Raw genomic sequence first — 16,736 nt, forward strand, 5'->3', positions numbered from 1 at the left:
GACAGCATGACCCTGCGCCTTTTCCCCGTGTCTTTCCTTGTCGCCCTGCTGGTGGGCTGCACCACCGTGCCCGCGCCGGAGGTGCGCCGCGATGCGGTCCTCGACAGCCACCAGGTGGTCGCCGGTGATGGATCCCACGCAGGCGTCGATGCCGAGCCACTGGGAACCAGCAGTGCACCGCAGGCGGTGATCCGCCGCGGCACCGGCACGATGATCAACCGCAGCGCCGCCGCGGCGCCGCAGCCGTCGCTGGGCAATGCCTCCACCGGCAATGCGACCTTCAACTTCGAAGGCGAATCGGTGCACGCCGTGGTCAAGGCGATCCTCGGCGACTTCCTCGGCCAGAACTATGTGATCGCGCCGGGCGTGCAGGGTACCGTGACCCTGGCCACGCCGAAGCCGGTCTCCTCGGCGCAGGCCTTGAACCTGCTGGAAATGGTGCTGGGCTGGAACAACGCACGCATGGTCTACAGCGCAGGCCGCTACAACATCGTGGCCGCCGACCAGGCGCTGGCGGGCACCGTATCCCCCAGCACCGCCTCGCCGGCCAATGCGCGTGGCTTCGAAGTGCGCGTGGTGCCGCTGCAGTACATCTCCGCCACCGAGATGAAGAAAGTGCTGGAGCCCTACGCGCGCCCGAACGCGATCGTCAACGTCGACAACGGCCGCAACGTGATCACCCTCGGCGGTACCCGCAGCGAACTGGAGAACTACCTGCGCACGGTCGAGATTTTTGACGTGGACTGGCTCTCGGGCATGTCCGTGGGCGTGTTCCCGATCCAGTCCGGCAAGGCCGAGCAGGTCGCCGCCGATCTGGAGAAGGTGTTCGGCGAGGAAAGTAAAACTCCCAGCGCCGGCATGTTCCGCTTCCTGCCGCTGGAGAATGCCAACGCGGTGCTGGTGATCACCCCGCAGGCGCGCTATCTCGACCAGATCCAGCAGTGGCTGGACCGCATCGATACCGCCGGTGGCAGCGCGCGGCTGTTCTCCTATGAGCTGCGCTACGTCAAGGCCAAGGACCTGGCCGAGCGTCTGGCCGAGGCCTTCGCCAATGAGAACGGCCGCGGCGGCCGCGGCAGCAGTTCGCTGGCGCCGGGCGCGTCGCCGATGGACATCGGCAGCCGCGATGGCAACAGCAACAGCAATTTCTCCAACACCGGCAGCAGCAACGGCGGCAGCCGCGGTGGGCTGGGCGAGGGCACGATGAGCCTGCCGCAGCGCCAGTCCGGCAACGCCAGCTTCAGCCTGGAGGTGCAGGGCGATACGGTCGGTGTCTCGGCAGTGGAGGAAACCAACACGTTGCTGGTGCGCTCCACCCCGCAGGCGTGGCGCTCGATCCGCGAGGTGATCGAAAAGCTCGACGTGATGCCGATGCAGGTCCACATCGAAGCGCAGGTGGCCGAGGTCGCGCTGACCGGCGATCTCAGCTACGGCGTGAACTGGTTCTTCGAGCAGGCCGTGGCCACCGGCAAGACCGAGAGCGGCATCGACCTGCCCAGCGCGCTTGGCCGTTCGATCTGGGGCAGCATTTCCGGCTCGGTCGGCAGTGACGGAGTCGGCTGGACCTTCCTCGGCAAGAACGCCGCCGCGGTGGTCAGCGCGCTGGACAAGGTCAGCAACCTGCGTCTGCTGCAGACCCCGTCGCTGTTCGTGCGCAACAACGCCGAAGCCACCCTCAACGTGGGCACCCAGATCCCGATCAACTCGGTGTCGGTCAATACCGGCGTGGGCGGCGACAACACCTACAGCCAGGTCCAGTACCTGGATACCGGCGTGATCCTCAAAGTGCGCCCGCGCATCACCCGCGATGGCGTGGTGTTCCTGGACATCGTGCAGGAGGTCAGTTCGGCCGGCGCGATCCCGAGCGGCTGCGACCCGACCCGCACCACCTGCAACCCGCCGATCAATACCCGCAAGATTTCCACCGAAGCGGCGGTGCAGAGCGGTGACACCATCATGCTCGCCGGCCTGATCACCGATTCCGGCGAAGACGGCTCCAGTGGCGTTCCGGGCCTGAGCAAGCTGCCGGTGATCGGTGCGCTGTTTGGCCGGAAGACGTTGAAGTCCGAACGCTCCGAAGTGATCGTGCTGCTGACCCCGACCATCGTGCGCAACGCACAGGAGTCGCGGAACCTGACCGACGAGTACAGCAGCCGCTTCCGTGCGATGGAGCCGTTCCCCGAGCGCAAGGGCAAGCGCTGAGCGATGCCAGGCCCCTGCTGTCACCGCAGGGGCCGATCTTGTTACGCTGGCCGCGCCCAAGGGAGCCTGCGATGACACAGCGACACGGCGAAGACGGCAGCACGCAGAGGTCGGCATGAGCACGGTCATCCTGTTGCCGATCGGGGTCGACGATGCCGCGCTGGACCGCTGCCTGGCCGCGCTCGATGCCGGCACCGCGCCCGGTACCGCGATCTGGTTGGCCGACGATGGCCAGGCCGGCCCGCGCGCCCAGGCCGTGATCGAACACTGGTTGGCACAGACGCCGCTGCAGGCCGAGTACACCCGCCGTGCCCGGGCGATCGGCGAAGTCGCCCATCTGGATGAAATGCTCGCCGCGTGTACCGGCGCCGACGTGGTGGTGCTCGCCCCGGATGCGATCCCGGCACCGGGCTGGCTGCAGCAGCTGGAGGCCTGCCTGGCCCGCGATGCCTCGATCGGCTCGGCCACGCCGTGGTGCAATGCCGGTGAGACGGCCGCCTGGCCGCGCCTGGGCGAGATCAATCCGCTGCCGGACGATCTGGACCTGGTGCCGTTGGCCCAGGCCTGCGCGGCGATGCCGCCGCTGCATCCCGAGTTGCCTTCGGCGGTGACCCACGCTGTGTTGTTGCGCGGCAATGCCCGGCGCAAGGCCGGCGGGCTGGACATGCACAGCTACGCGTCGTGGAACGCGGCGCTGATCGACCTCAGCCTGCGCATGGCCGGGCTCGGCTGGCGCAACGCGCTGTGCGAGACTGCCTTCGTCGCCCGCGTGGCCGAAGGCGTGACCGGCGAGGGCGACATGGAGGCGTTGGCGACGCGCTGGCCGGCCTGGCCGCCGCGGCTGGCCGGCTTTCTGATGGCTGATCCGTTGCAGCAGGCACGCCACGACCTGCAGCAACACCACCGGCAGGCGATAATGCCCAAGGCGCAGGGCGATCTGTTCGCGCCGCCTGTCATTGCCGCCCCGGAGCCGCCCGTTTGAGCCCTGCCATCGCCGCCATCATCGTCAGCTACCAGAGCGCCAGCACGCTGGACGCCTGCCTGCTGCGCCTGCGCGAGGCGCGCGACATCGCTGAAATCCGCGTGGTCGACAACGATTCCACCGACGGCACCCTGGAGATCGTGCAGCGCCATGCCAGCGCCGATCCGCGGGTGCGCTTCATCGCCAATCCGGACAACCCCGGATTTGCGGCGGCCAACAACCAGGGCGTGGCCGACAGCCAGGCACCCTGGCTGGCCTTCATCAACCCGGACCTGATGGTCGGTCCCGATACCCTGGCCCTGCTGCGCGAACGCGCGCTGCCGCTGGGTGACTGCCTGCTGGGCGTGGAACAGGTCGACGAAGACGGCCGCCCGGACGATGCGGTGCGACGCCGAGACCCGGATTTCGCCGCGATGCTGCGCAACCCCGGGCAGGGCGGAAAGCTGGCGATCCCGGTTGACCGCAGCCAGCCGCTGCAGGTCGTGCCGGCCCTGTCCGGCGCCCTGCTGTTGATGCCGCGCGCGCTGTTCGACCGGATCGGCGGCTGGGATGCGGGCTATCGCCTGCACGCCGAGGATCTGGACCTGTGCCGGCGCGCACGCGAGGCCGGCGCGGTGATCGCGATCGCCAACGACCTGCAGGTCACCCATGTACGCGGTGTCTCCAGCCGCTCACGGCCGTTCTTCGTGGAATGGCACAAGCACCGGGGGCTGTGGCGCTACTTCCGGAAATTCGAGGCGCCGCAACGCGCCTGGCCGGTGCGCTGTGCCGTGTGGGGCGCGATCTGGGCGCATGCGCTGGCGCAGGTGCCGCGTCTGCTCCGCCGCCGGTAGAGGCCCGCGCACTCGCTTCGGCACCGGGGCGATACCTGCCGTGAACGCATTCCACGCTGCGGGCACCGGCCGTTGGTCGTACCCGGTGGCGGGCGCATAATCCCCAGCATGATCATCCAGTCCCTGCTCGACACCGACCTGTACAAATTCACCATGATGCAGGCGGTGCTGCATCAGTACCCCGGCGCGCAGGTGCAGTACCGGTTCAAGTGCCGGACCCCGGGCATCGACCTGGCGCAGTTCATCGACCAGATCAACGCCGAGATCGACCACCTGTGCAGCCTGCGATTCAGTGCCGAAGAGCTGGACTACGTGCGCGGCCTGCGCTTCGTCAAACCGGATTTCGCCGATTTCCTCGGCCTGTTCCACCTGGACCGCAAGTACATCGCGCTGCGCCCCTCGACCACCGTACCCGGTGAGATCGATCTGGACATCACCGGGCCGTGGCTGCACACCATCCTGTTCGAAGTTCCGCTGCTGGCGATCATCAACGAGGTCTGGTTCCGCAACACCACCGACTCGGATTTCAGCGAGGGCGAGCGCCGCCTGCAGGCCAAGACCGCGCTGCTGCGCGATACCCCCGGCTTCGAGCTGTGCCGGATCGCCGACTACGGCAGCCGCCGCCGTTACTCGCGCGAGTGGCACGGGCGGATGCTGCCCATGCTGCGCGACGCGCTCGGTGCGCAGTTCGTGGGCACCAGCAACGTGCATTTCGCCCGGCTGTACGGCATGACCCCGCACGGCACGATGGCCCATGAGTACCTGCAGGCGTTCCAGGCGCTCGGCCCGCGCCTGCGCGATTCGCAGGTGGCGGCGCTGGAATCCTGGGCGCGCGAGTACCGCGGCGACCTGGGCATCGCGCTGTCGGACGTCGTCGGGCTGGACGCCTTCCTGCGCGACTTCGACATGTACTTCTGCAAGCTGTTCGACGGCGTCCGCCATGATTCCGGCGACCCGTTCACCTGGGGCGACCGCATGCTGGCCCACTTTGAGAGCCGCCGGGTGGATCCACGCAGCAAGGTGCTGGTTTTCAGCGACGGGTTGAACATCGAAAAGGTGATGCAGCTGTTCGATTACTTCCGCGGCCGCTGCCAGGTGGCCTTCGGGGTCGGCACACACCTGACCAATGACCTGGGCCCGACCCCGCTCAACATCGTCATCAAGATGGTCCGCTGCAACGGCCAGCCGGTCGCCAAGCTGAGCGATTCACCCGGCAAGAGCATGTGTGATGACCCGGGTTATCTGGCGTATCTGCGCCAGGTGTTCGAGTTGCCGGCCGAGGGTTGAGCGTTGCGGCCGGGCGGTGGATACGCCGCGGCGTCACACTTTTTCGCCCGCCCTGCCGGGGAGGGGCGACGCCACGGGGTGCCGTCACGGCCGCCCGGTACCTCGGGCATTCCACGTTTCCGTTCAGCCCACTGGCCGCGGGTGACGCGGCGCGTCAGGAAGCGACGCAGCGCGCTCGCTATGCAGGAAAGCCAGATGTGCCACAATATTGTGAGGCGTAGTTCACACTTTTGACCGACATCGATGCCGGTAATTGCCTGTATACCGCCTCTGCATCGTGGTTCGTCTAGGCTTTCCAGATGAATTCATCAGCATTGCTTGATTACTACCGTGCCCATTCGTGCTCTCCTCAGTGGCGCGGCTTCCTGCTTGCGCTCTGCGAAGAGTTCGACAGTGCGTTGCCCGATGCCGAGCTGTCCCGGCTGATGGCGCGTATCGGTGAGCGCTTCGGCCGTGACCATGCGCTGCCGGCGGTGGCGACGCTGGAGGAACTGCAGCATGCGGCCAACGCCGTGTGGTCGTCGACGGAGTGGGGGCTGGTCGTATTCGAGGAAGCGCCCGAACAGGTGCGCATCCATCACGCCGCCTCGCCGTTGTCGGCGGTGCTCGGCGCCCGCGCCGGGTGGGACACCGGGTTTCTCGAAGGTGTGTACCGGCAGTGGTTCCGCGCCGCCGGGATGATGTCGGTGCTGGATGTGCGCTATCTGCAGAGCGATCATCCTGATGTAGCCACGTACACGCTGTCGCGTGTGTTCTGAATCCTTCCCCCTTTCGATGGTGCCATGAGCAAGCTTCAGCAACCTGCCGATTCAGAGAGCCACGACGACGTGGCCGGTCTCTTCAACCGTCTGGGGGACCGCGATGACACGCGTGCTTACCGGGATTTCTCTCATAGCCAGTCCCGCGTCAGCGCGGTGGCCAAGCCGCGCGACGAGGCGCCGCCGCCGATTCCGGCCGTGATCCTGCCGCCGGTGGCCAGTGCCGCAGCGGTGATCGCGCCGGCCCAGGCTGCACCGGTGGAGACACCGACCAGTGCCGCACCGGCACAGAAAACACCGTTGGAACAGGTGTTCCAGCGCTTGGCGGGCGCGCGCAGCGCGACGCCGGGGCACAGCCCGTTGAGCCGGTTGCGCCAGGGTTGAAACGTAGCCGGTGATCGTCCGTCACGCCCTTTCGGGGCGGGGCGACGGGCCGGCTGATGCAAGGGGATGCCGCTGCCTGCGGCCGTGTTGGGGAACATCATGAGCAAGTCTTCCACCCCGAGAGGGGATGCCGTTCTGGCCCGTCTGGCGCTGCTTGCGCTGGCGGTCGGCGGCGCCATGCTGCTGGCCTTCGTGGTCACCGTTCCGATGGAGATCGGCCAGCAGTTCCTGTTCTCGGCGGTGGTGTTCCTGATCGCCCTGTGCCTGCGCAACCGCGAGAACCGGTTGATCCCGCTGATACTGATGGGCCTGTCGCTGGTGATGTCCACGCGCTACATGTACTGGCGTCTGACCGACACCATGGGCATGAGCAGCTTCGTCGATCTGACCCTGGGCCTGGGCCTGGTCGCCGCCGAGGTCTACTCGTTCATCGTGCTGGTGCTGGGCTACTTCCAGGTGGCGTGGCCGCTGCACCGCAAGCCGATGCCGCTGCCCGAAGATCAGTCGCTGTGGCCCAGCGTGGATGTGTTCATCCCCACCTACAACGAACCGCTCTCGGTGGTGCGCACCACGGTGCTGGCGGCGACGGTACTGGACTGGCCGGCCGACAAGCTCAACATCTACCTGCTCGATGACGGCCGCCGTGAGGAATTCCGTGAATTCTGCGACGAGGTCGGGGTGCAGTACATCACCCGGACCAACAACAGCCACGCCAAGGCCGGCAACATCAATGCGGCGCTGAAGAAGACCACGGGCGAATACGTGGCCATCTTCGACTGCGACCACATGCCGACCCGCTCGTTCCTGCAGATGTCGATGGGCTGGTTCCTGCACGACGAAAAGATGGCGGTGGTGCAGACCCCGCACTATTTCTTCTCTGCCGATCCGTTCGAACGCAACCTGGGCAACTTCGGCCGCGTGCCCAACGAAGGCGAGCTGTTCTACGGCCTGCTGCAGGATGGCAACGACCAGTGGAACGCGACCTTCTTCTGCGGCTCCTGCGCGGTGATCAAGCGCGGCCCGCTGGAGGAAGTCGGCGGGGTGGCGATCGAGACCGTCACCGAGGATGCGCACACCGCCATCCGCCTGCACCGCGCCGGTTACCGCAGCGCCTACATCCCGGTGCCGCAGGCCGCTGGCCTGGCCACCGAAAGCCTCTCGGCGCACGTCGGCCAGCGCATCCGCTGGGCCCGTGGCATGGCGCAGATCCTGCGGGTGGACAACCCGATGTTCGGCAAGGGCCTGAGCTTCGTGCAGCGGCTCTGCTACACCAACGCGATGCTGCACTTCTTCTATGGCCTGCCACGGATCATCTTCCTGACCGCGCCGCTGGCCTTCCTGTTCTTCGGCGCCCATGTCATCCACGCCTCGGCGCTGATGATCCTGGCCTACGCGCTGCCGCACATCGTGATGGCCAACCTGACCAACCTGCGTGTGCAGGGCAAGCATCGCCATCTGCTGTGGAACGAGGTGTACGAGACCACGCTGGCCTGGTACATCCTGCGCCCGACCCTGATGGCGGTGATCAACCCCAAGCTGGGCAAGTTCAACGTCACCGCCAAGGGCGGCCTGGTCCAGCGCAGCTACTTCGATGCGCAGATCGCCCGCCCGTACCTGTTGCTGCTGCTGTTGAACCTGGCCGGCGTGATCGCCGGCATCGTGCGGATGGTGATGGCCGAGACCAGCGGCGAGGTCAATACGATCTGGTTGAACCTGGGCTGGACCGTCTACAACATGATCATGCTTGGCGCGGTCATCGCCACCTCCAGCGAACAGCGCCAGATCCGCCGCGCGCACCGCGTGCCGCTGAACATGCGCGCCGTGCTGCATCTGCCTGATGGCCAGGCGCTGCCGTGCCGCACGCTGAACTTCTCCACCGGTGGCATGGCGATCCGCCTGGACCAGGTGCAGCCGGTACAGCCGGGCACCCGCGTCGAGGTCGAGCTGGCCCATCGCCAGCGCAGCCAGCGGTTGCCGGCCGAAGTGCGGCATGACCGCGACGACCAGGGCATCAGCATCCAGTTCGGTGAGCTCACCCTGGAACAGGAGCGCTGGCTGGTCACCTCCACCTTCGCCCGCGCCGATATCTGGGTAAAGCTGTGGGGTCGCCATGACCGCGATACCTTCCTGCGTTCCACCACCGACGTCCTCAAGGCCAGCATGCGCGGCTTCCACCGCCTGGGCAGTTTCGTTCTTGCGGGAGGCCGCAAGGATGGCCCCACCCCGCCGCGCACCGGAGATTCCGCATGACCCGTCGTGACCGTTCCCTGTTCCGCCCGGTGCGCGTGCCGCGTCCGTCCGCCGCAGCGGTGGCGTTCACCCTGACCCTGCTGTGTGGCGCGGTCTACGCGCAGGATCCTGCGGTACCCGCAACGGCCACGCCCGTCGCCGCACCCGCCGATGCCGCCCCGGCAGTGCCCGTGCCGCCTGCCGCGCCAGCGGCTGGTTCGCGGCAGAGCCGCGCCACGCTCAAGCAGCTCGGCATCGATTACGAGATCACCCTGCGCGGCATCCAGGGCACCGCTGGCGTGCCGTTCTCGATCCGCAACGATCAGGTCGTCGATCGCGCCTCGCTGCACCTCAAGTACAGCTATTCCCCGGCGCTGCTGCCCGACCTGTCGCACCTGAAGGTGACCGTCAATGACGTCACCGTGGCGACCCTGCCGACGCCGGTCGACCAGGCCGGGCGGATGATCGAGCGCGATATCGATATCGATCCGCGCATGATCATCGACTACAACCGGATCAACCTGCAGTTGATCGGCCACTACACGCGCGAGTGCGAGGATCCCGACCACACCAGCCTGTGGGCCAATATCGACCGCGCCAGCTACCTGGAGCTGGGCTGGGCGCCGCTGCAGCTGACCAATGACCTGTCGCTGCTGCCGGTGCCGTTCTTCGATGCGCGCGATACCAACCGGCTGGAGCTGCCGTTCGTGTTCACCGGGCAGCCGGGGCAGGGCCTGCTGCAGTCGGCCGGTATCGTCTCCTCCTGGTTTGGCGCGCTGGCCGGCTACCGCGGCGCGTTGTTCCCCGCTTCGATCGATACCGTCCCGCTGGAGGGCAACGCGGTGGTCGTGGCGACCCCGCGCAACCCGCCCGCCGGCCTGGTCCTGCCCGACATCAGTGGGCCGACCCTGGCTGTGATCGCCAACCCCAACGATGCCAACGGCAAGCTGCTGCTGGTGCTCGGCCGCGACGATGGCGAACTGCGCATCGCCGCCACCGCATTGACCCTGGGCGCGCCGCTGTCCGGCCCGACCGCGAGCATTGGCGACTTCAAGGAGATCGCGCCGCGCAAGCCGTACGATGCACCGAACTGGATCCCGAGTGACCGCCCGGTACGCGTTTCCGAGCTGGTCCAGCAGACCAGCGAGTTGAACGTCGTCGGCTACCATCCGGACCTGATCCGGATCGGCCTGCAGTTGCCGCCGGATCTGTTCGTGTGGCGTCGCGACGGCATTCCGTTGGACCTGCGCTACCGCTACACGCTGCCCGAAGGCGCGGACAAGTCCGCGCTGAACATCAGCATCAACGATGCCTTCGTCACCACGCTGCCGTTGAACGGTCGCCCGGCACCGCGCTCGGTGTCGGACATGCTGTGGAACAAGCTCAAGGCGCCGGGCGCGATGCCGATCCAGCAGAAGGTGATGCTGCCGACCGGACCGTTCTCGTCCAACAGCCAGCTGCGCTTCCACTTCTTCTTCGATCGCCCGCAGGCGGCCGAGTGCAAGAACACCTTCCCGGATGTTTCCGCGGCGATCGATGGGGATACCAGCATCGATCTGAGCGGCTTCGACCACTACATGGCGATGCCCAACCTGGCCGCCTTCGGCAATGCCGGCTATCCGTTCACGCGGCTGGCCGACCTCTCCGAGACCGTGCTGGTGCTGCCGGACAACCCCAATGCCGATGACGTCGGCAACGTGTTGACCCTGCTTGGCCGCATGGGTGCCTCGACCGGTTACCCGGCGCTGCGCAACCGCATCATCGCCGCGCGCCAGGTCGGCGAGCATGCCGACCAGGATCTGGTGGTGCTCGGTTCGCGCCGCAGCCAGCCGCTGTTCGGCGAATGGGCCGCGCACCTGCCGATCGGCGAGGCGGGGCAGTCGCGCCGCGTGCAGCTCTCGGACTGGGTGTTCGAACGCATGCCCTCGTTCCTGTCGCCGGATGCACGCCGCACCGATCTGCCGACCACCGCCGAAGTCTCGGTGCGTCCGGATGCGGGCGACGTCGTGCTGATGGGCTTCGAATCGCCGTTGCGCAAGGGCCGCAGCGTGGTGACGGTGATGGCCGACGACCCCGCCCAGGTCAACCGCCTGTTCGAAGCGTGGTTCGATCCGGACCGCCTGCGTGATTTCCAGGGCAGCGTGGTGCTGCTGCAGAAAGACAAGGTGCGCAGCCTGGCCGGTAACCAGAGTTACTACGTCGGCCACCTGCCGCCGCTGACCTGGCTGCGTTGGTACTTCTCGCAGAGCCCGCTGCTGCTGGCCGCCTTCGTGGGCCTGGGCTGCCTGTTGCTGGCGCTGATCGCGCGCTGGCTGCTCAAGCGCAACGCCAAGGCACGTATCGGGATGTCCGGCTGAGCATGCGCGACACGTCCGACCCCGCGCCGGCGCCACCGCGCCGTCGCTTCCTGCAGGCGCTGGCGGCCGCCGGTGTTGCCGCCGCGCTGCCGCTCGATGCCCTGGCGCAGGCCTGTGGCACGCCGTGGCGTGAGTGGCGGGCGTTCGTCGATCGGCATATCGAGGCCGATGGCCGCGTGGTCGACCATCTCAATACCGATCTGCGCAGCACGTCCGAATCGCAGTCCTACGGACTGTTCTTCGCACTGGTGGACAACGATCCGATCCTGTTCGATCGGATCCTGGCCTGGACCCGCCGCCACCTCTGCCGAGGCCGCGCGGATCTCAATCTGCCGGCATGGCTGTGGGGCCGGGCCGCTGATGGCCAGTTCCGCGTGCTCGACAACAACACCGCCTCCGATGGTGAGGTGTGGATCGCCTACGCGTTGCTTGAAGCCGGCCGCTTGTGGAAGCGCCCCGGCCTGGTCGAGGCCGGCCGGCAGACGCTGGCGCTGATGCGCACGGCCGAAGTCGTCGAGCTGCCCGGCTTCGGACCGATGCTGCTGCCGGGCAACCGCGGCTTCGTGCAGGCCGACCGCTGGACGCTCAACCCCAGTTACCTGCCGCTGTTCGTCCTGCGCCGCTTCGCCGCCGTCGATGCACGCGGTCCGTGGGCGCGGCTGGCCGAGCGCAGCGTGGCGATGGTGCGCGCCAGTGCACCGGTCGGCTTCGCGCCGGACTGGATCGCCTGGAACGGCAAGGCCTTCGTGGTCGACCCGGCCAAGGGCGCGACCGGCAGCTACGATGCCATCCGCTGCTATCTCTGGGCGGGCATGACCGACCCGGCCGATCCGCTGCGACGCACCCTGCTCGATGGCCTGTCCGGCCCGGCATCGCTGCTGCGCGCGCAGGCCGGCTTCGCCGAGAAAATCGAGACGCGTCGTGGCGTTGGCACCGGCGCACCGTCGCCGGGCTTTGCCGCAGCGCTGCTGCCGTATCTCAGTGCCCTCGGCCAGCCCGCGCTGGCCAAGGTGCAGCTGGCGCGGATTCCCGCGGCCGGCACCCTCAACTATTACGATCGTGCCCTGGTGCTGTTCGGCAAGGGCTGGATGGATCGCCGCTACCGTTTTTCTGCCGATGGGCGACTGCTGCCCGCGTGGAGTTCGCCATGTTCCGCAAGACCCTGACACCCCTTTGCCTGGTCGGCCTGTGCGTGTTGACCGTGCCGGCCTTTGCGCAGAACGCGTCATCGACGCAGCAACTGGTCAGCCAGGGCAACTACTGGCAGGACCAGGGCCGCGAGGACCTGGCGGCCGATGCGTGGCGCAAGCTGCTGGCGACCGATCCCAACCAGGCCGATGCGCTGCTCGGCCTGGGCCTGATCGACCTCAACCAGGGCCGCCGTGCCGAAGCGCAGAAGCGTCTGCAGCAGCTGCAGGCACGTCATCCCTCCTCGGCGCAGACCACGCGCCTGCGCATGGCGCTCGGCGGCGGTGGAGGTGGAGGTGGCAACCAGCTGCAGACCGCCCGTCGCGCGGCGGCAGCCGGTCGCTATGTCGAAGCGGTGCGCGCCTATGACGAAGCGTTCGGTGCCGGCGGCCCGCCCAATGATCTGGCGCTGGAGTACTACCAGGTGCTCGCCGGTACGCCCGAAGGCTGGACGCGTGCCCGCGACGGCCTGCGCCGTATCGCCACCGGCAACAACAACCCGGCCAAGCTCGCGCTGGCCCAGGTGCTGACCTATCGCGAGCCGACCCGGCGCGAAGGTATCGCCCAGCTGCGCGCACTGAGCCAGGCCAACGATACCGCCGGCCCTGCGCGCGCGGCCTGGCGCCAGGCGTTGCTGTGGCTCAACGCCACCAACGCCGATGCGCCGCTGTACCAGGCCTTCCTGGAGGTGGTGCCGAACGATCGCGAGGTGGCCGCCAAGCAGGCGCAGCTGCGTGAGCAGGCCATCGCCAACCGTCCCGCGCCGCAGGACCCGAACCAGCGCCTGCTCGGCGAGGGCTTCCGCGCGTTGGACAGCAACAATCTGCCCCAGGCCGAAGCCCGCTTCGCGCAGGTGCTGCGCGCGCGGCCGCGTGATGCCGAGGCGCTCGGCGGGCTGGGCTCGGTGCGCCTGCGCCAGGAGCGCTTTGGTGAAGCCAATGAACTGCTGCGGCCGGCCGCCGCGATCAACGGCAAGTGGCGCAGTGCCGCCGATGCCGCGCGCTACTGGCTGACCCTGCAGGAGGTGCGTCGCCAGCCCAGCGGCGATGCCATCACCCGCGTGCAGCAGGTCATCGCGCTGCAGCCCAAGGAGCCCGCCGGCTACGTCGCGCTGGCCGACCTGCAGAGCGGCAGTGATCCGGTCGCGGCCGAACGCAGCTACCGCAAGGCACTGGAACTGGAGGCCGGCAACGCCGGTGCGCTGCAGGGCCTGGTCGGTCTGCTGGGTCGCCTGGGCCGCGCCGATGAAGCGGCCGCGTTGTTCGACCGGCTGACCCCGGCCCAGCAGGAAAGCGCCGGTGGCCAGTCCGTCCTGCGTGCCAACCTGGCCCGCGCCCGCGCACAGCAGGCGCTGGCCGAGGGCAGCATCGAGATGGCGCAGATCGAATTGGAAGATGCGCTGCTGGTACAGCCGCGCGATCCGTGGCTGCGGCTGGAACTGGCGCGCCTGTACAAGCGTGCCGGCCGCCCCGACCAGGCCAACGGCGTGATCGAGGGGCTGCGCGCGCTGGATGACAGCTCGGCGACCTCGCTGTATGCCCAGGCGCTGTTCGCCCAGGAAAACAGTGACTGGCCGCGCGCGTATGCGTTGCTCGAACGCATTCCCACCGCCTCGCGTGATTCGGAAATGACCGCGCTGCACGACACCGCGTGGGTGCAGGTGCAGGCCGCCCAGGCGCGCTCACTCATGCAGCGCCAGCGCAGCGGCGAAGCGCAGTTGCTGCTGGCCCGCGCCGAAGCTGCACTCGGCGACCGGGTCAAGAATCCGTCCATCGTGGCCGCGTTGGCCGGTGCCTACGCCGACATCGGCAGCCAGCAGCGCGCCCTCGTGCTCGCGCAGCGCCTGATTGAAGGCGGTTCGCCCAGCGTCGACAACCGTCTGGAATATGCCTCGGTGCTGCTGCGCGCCGGTCGCGACGGCGAAGTCGCCGCGATCCTGCGCCAGCTCGCCGACGTGCCGCTCTCGGCGAGCCAGCAGACCCGTTTGAACGATCTGCGCAGCGGCTACGTGTTGCGCCAGGTCGATGCGCTGCGCGAACTCGGCAATCTTGAAGGCGCGTACGCGGTGTTGGCCCCGGCGCTGGCCGAGCGCCCGCAGGATCCGCGCAACATCGCTGCGCTGGCACGCCTGTATGCCGCTGCGGGCGACAACGGCCAGGCCCTGGCGCTGTATCAGCAGCAGTTGCAGCTGGCCCCGGGCGATCTGGATGCGATGGTCGCCGCCGCCGGCAGTGCTGCGGCGATGCGCGACATGGATCTGGCCGAACAGTATCTGGAGCGCGCGCTGAAGCAGGCGCCGGAATCGCCGGATGTGTTGGCGGCCGCAGGCCGTGTGTACCGCGCGGCCGGCAAGAACCGCCGCGCTGAAAGCTACTTCCGCGCGTCGCTGGCGGCTGCCGCAAAGGGCAGTGGCCAGCTCGACAACGGCTACCCGCAGGCGAGCACGGCGATGCTGGCAAGCGGTGGCAGCTTCAATCCGTTCGCCGGCCTCAACCGTGGCGGTGGCACCCGTACCGCAGCGCTGCGCGATGGGGGGCTGCCATTGCCGGCGGCGACCGCCCGTCTGGCCGCCGAACCGCTGCCGATGGACGCCGGTCCGTCGATGGGCCTGAGCCTGGGCCCGGCGAGCGTCACCCCGGTGATCGATGCCGATGGTCTGCCGGAACCGGTCATGGCCACGGCCGCGGCCAGTGGCGGTGTCGGCCTGCCGTTGCCGGTGCCCGGCTCGCGCCAGGTGCCCAGCCAGGCAAGTGTGCCGCGCGCCTCGCGCAACACCGCGCTTGGCCCGCTGCCGGCGGCCACCACCGGCAACGGCGTGCTCGATGAACTGCGCGCACTCAAGGCCGAGAACAGCAGCAGCCTGGCGGTCGGTGCGGCATACCGCACCCGCGCCGGCGAAGCCGGCATGGGCCAGCTCGATGACCTGCAGGTGCCGCTGGAAGGGCAGTTTGCGGTCGGCGATGGCAAGCTCAAGGTGGCCATCACCCCGACCGTGCTCGATGCCGGCCGCCCCGATCCGGAATACACCAGTGCCAGCCGCTTCGGCGGTGGCCCGCAGGCCGCCCTCGCGGGCGCCCTGGCCGCTGACCGCACGCCGGTGGATGATCTGGTCGGTTCGTCGCTGTACCAGACCCTGTTGACCCGTGGCGAGAGCATCGTCACCCGCAATCTCATCTACGAACGCGCACTGGACAATGGCCGCTACCAGGAGCTGTTCAACCAGACCGACAGCGCGCTGACCCAGGCCGAGCGCGTCGCCGCGACCCGCGAACTGCTGTTCGCCGATCCACTGCCCAGCTACATCCTCAGCCGCGATCTGGCCAACACACCGATCAGCGATATCGCCACGCAGGTACTGGGCAACGCCAGTCTCGTGCGCGGGTTGAGCGCGGCCGAGCAGGCCCAGCTCAAGACGCTGGCACAGGGCGGCGGTGGCTCGCAGACCCCGCAGGCATTCCAGGACACCTTGTATGCGATGGTGGCCAACGCGGCAGGCTCGCGCCGGATGAGCTCGCAGGACGCCAGCGGTGCCGGCGTCTCGGTGGGGTACGAGCGCGGTGGTTTCCGCGCCGACGTCGGCAGCACGCCGCTGGGCTTCGATGACACCCAGATCGTCGGCGGCATTGGCTACCGCGGTCAGATCGGCGATGCGCTGACCTGGTCCGGCGAAGCCTCGCGCCGCGCGGTGACCGACAGCCTGCTGTCCTTCGCCGGTGTGGAAGACGGGCGCAACGGGCTGCGCTGGGGCGGGGTGACCGCCAGCGGCGCCAAGCTCGCCGCGACCGTCGACAACGGACAGTTGGGCGGCTACGCCAGCGCGTCCTGGCACCGCCTGGAAGGCGAGAACGTGGCCGACAACGACCGCCAGGAAGTCGGCGTGGGCGTGTATGTGCACGCGCTGGAAACCGACAACCAATCGCTGACCGCTGGCCTGAACCTCACGGCGATGCAGTACGACCGCAACCTGAGCGGCTTCACCTACGGCCACGGCGGCTACTTCAGCCCGCAGCGCTATGTGGATGTCGGCTTCCCGGTGCACTGGAACGGCCGTACCGCCAGCGGCCGCGTGGCGTGGCAGCTGGATACCAGCGTCGGCGTACAGCACTTCAAGGAAGACGCTGCGCCCTACTTCCCGACCGACCCGGCGATGCAGCAGGCTGCCTACGAGGCCGCCTCGATGGCCGCGCTGCTGGGCCTGACCACGGAGTATGTCGATCCGGTCTACACCGGCCAGACCAAGACCGGTGTGTCCTACAACCTCAGCGCCGCGGCCGAATGGCAGCTGTCTTCGCAGTTGTTCCTGGGCGGGCGCATGGAGTTCAACAACGCGCGTGACTACCGGCAGTTCGGCACCAGCCTGTACCTGCGCTTCCTGCTCGACCGCCTCGGCGCCGGGCTGGGCAAGCAGCCGCAGCCGCTGCGCTCGCCGTACGCCTCGGGTGAATGATCGCCGTCATGCGCTGACGACCGGCCCGCTGCCAGGCTTTACCTGGCCGCGGGCGTCCCGCAGGCTTGG

Annotated in this window: 10 protein-coding genes; all 10 read left to right on the forward strand. The window is 68.3% G+C overall.

Going from position 1 to position 16,736, the window contains the following annotated elements; genetic code table 11:
• The first annotated feature begins 6 nt into the window (after positions 1–6).
• A complete protein-coding gene (gspD, locus tag ABE483_RS07180; protein ID WP_346481412.1) occupies positions 7–2,202 on the forward strand; it encodes a type II secretion system secretin GspD in 2,196 nt (731 codons plus the stop codon).
• A 115-nt stretch (positions 2,203–2,317) separates the two neighbouring features.
• A complete protein-coding gene (locus ABE483_RS07185; protein WP_346466155.1) occupies positions 2,318–3,184 on the forward strand; it encodes a glycosyltransferase in 867 nt (288 codons plus the stop codon).
• Positions 3,181–4,017 carry a glycosyltransferase family 2 protein gene (locus ABE483_RS07190; RefSeq protein ID WP_313209263.1) on the forward strand — a complete coding sequence of 279 codons (837 nt, stop codon included), beginning with the start codon at positions 3,181–3,183 and terminating at the stop codon, positions 4,015–4,017. Before ABE483_RS07185 ends, ABE483_RS07190 begins: the two co-directional genes overlap by 4 nt.
• A 108-nt stretch (positions 4,018–4,125) precedes the next feature.
• Positions 4,126–5,304 carry a nicotinate phosphoribosyltransferase gene (pncB, locus tag ABE483_RS07195; RefSeq protein WP_346462881.1) on the forward strand — a complete coding sequence of 393 codons (1,179 nt, stop codon included), beginning with the start codon at positions 4,126–4,128 and terminating at the stop codon, positions 5,302–5,304.
• Between the two features lie 299 nt (positions 5,305–5,603).
• Positions 5,604–6,062, forward strand: coding sequence for a cellulose biosynthesis protein BcsD (bcsD, locus tag ABE483_RS07200; RefSeq protein ID WP_313209267.1), 459 nt, complete (start codon positions 5,604–5,606; stop codon positions 6,060–6,062).
• Positions 6,063–6,086: 24 nt separating this feature from the next.
• Positions 6,087–6,446 carry a hypothetical protein gene (locus ABE483_RS07205; protein ID WP_346481413.1) on the forward strand — a complete coding sequence of 120 codons (360 nt, stop codon included), beginning with the start codon at positions 6,087–6,089 and terminating at the stop codon, positions 6,444–6,446.
• 99 nt (positions 6,447–6,545) lie between these two features.
• Positions 6,546–8,696 (forward strand): UDP-forming cellulose synthase catalytic subunit, encoded by a 2,151-nt coding sequence (gene bcsA, locus ABE483_RS07210; RefSeq protein ID WP_313209271.1) that lies wholly within the window; start codon positions 6,546–6,548, stop codon positions 8,694–8,696.
• The gene (gene bcsB, locus ABE483_RS07215; protein WP_346481414.1) at positions 8,693–11,032 is read left to right on the forward strand and encodes a cellulose biosynthesis cyclic di-GMP-binding regulatory protein BcsB; all 2,340 of its coding nucleotides are present in this window, start codon (positions 8,693–8,695) and stop codon (positions 11,030–11,032) included. Before bcsA ends, bcsB begins: the two co-directional genes overlap by 4 nt.
• A gap of 2 nt (positions 11,033–11,034) precedes the next feature.
• On the forward strand, positions 11,035–12,198 hold the full coding sequence (gene bcsZ, locus ABE483_RS07220; RefSeq protein WP_313220000.1) for a cellulose synthase complex periplasmic endoglucanase BcsZ: 1,164 nt from the start codon (positions 11,035–11,037) through the stop codon (positions 12,196–12,198).
• Positions 12,180–16,667 carry a cellulose synthase subunit BcsC-related outer membrane protein gene (locus ABE483_RS07225; protein ID WP_346481415.1) on the forward strand — a complete coding sequence of 1,496 codons (4,488 nt, stop codon included), beginning with the start codon at positions 12,180–12,182 and terminating at the stop codon, positions 16,665–16,667. Before bcsZ ends, ABE483_RS07225 begins: the two co-directional genes overlap by 19 nt.
• The last annotated feature ends 69 nt before the right edge of the window (positions 16,668–16,736 follow it).

This window comes from Stenotrophomonas sp. TWI602, assembly GCF_039674045.1.
Taxonomy (GTDB): Bacteria; Pseudomonadota; Gammaproteobacteria; order Xanthomonadales; family Xanthomonadaceae; genus Stenotrophomonas.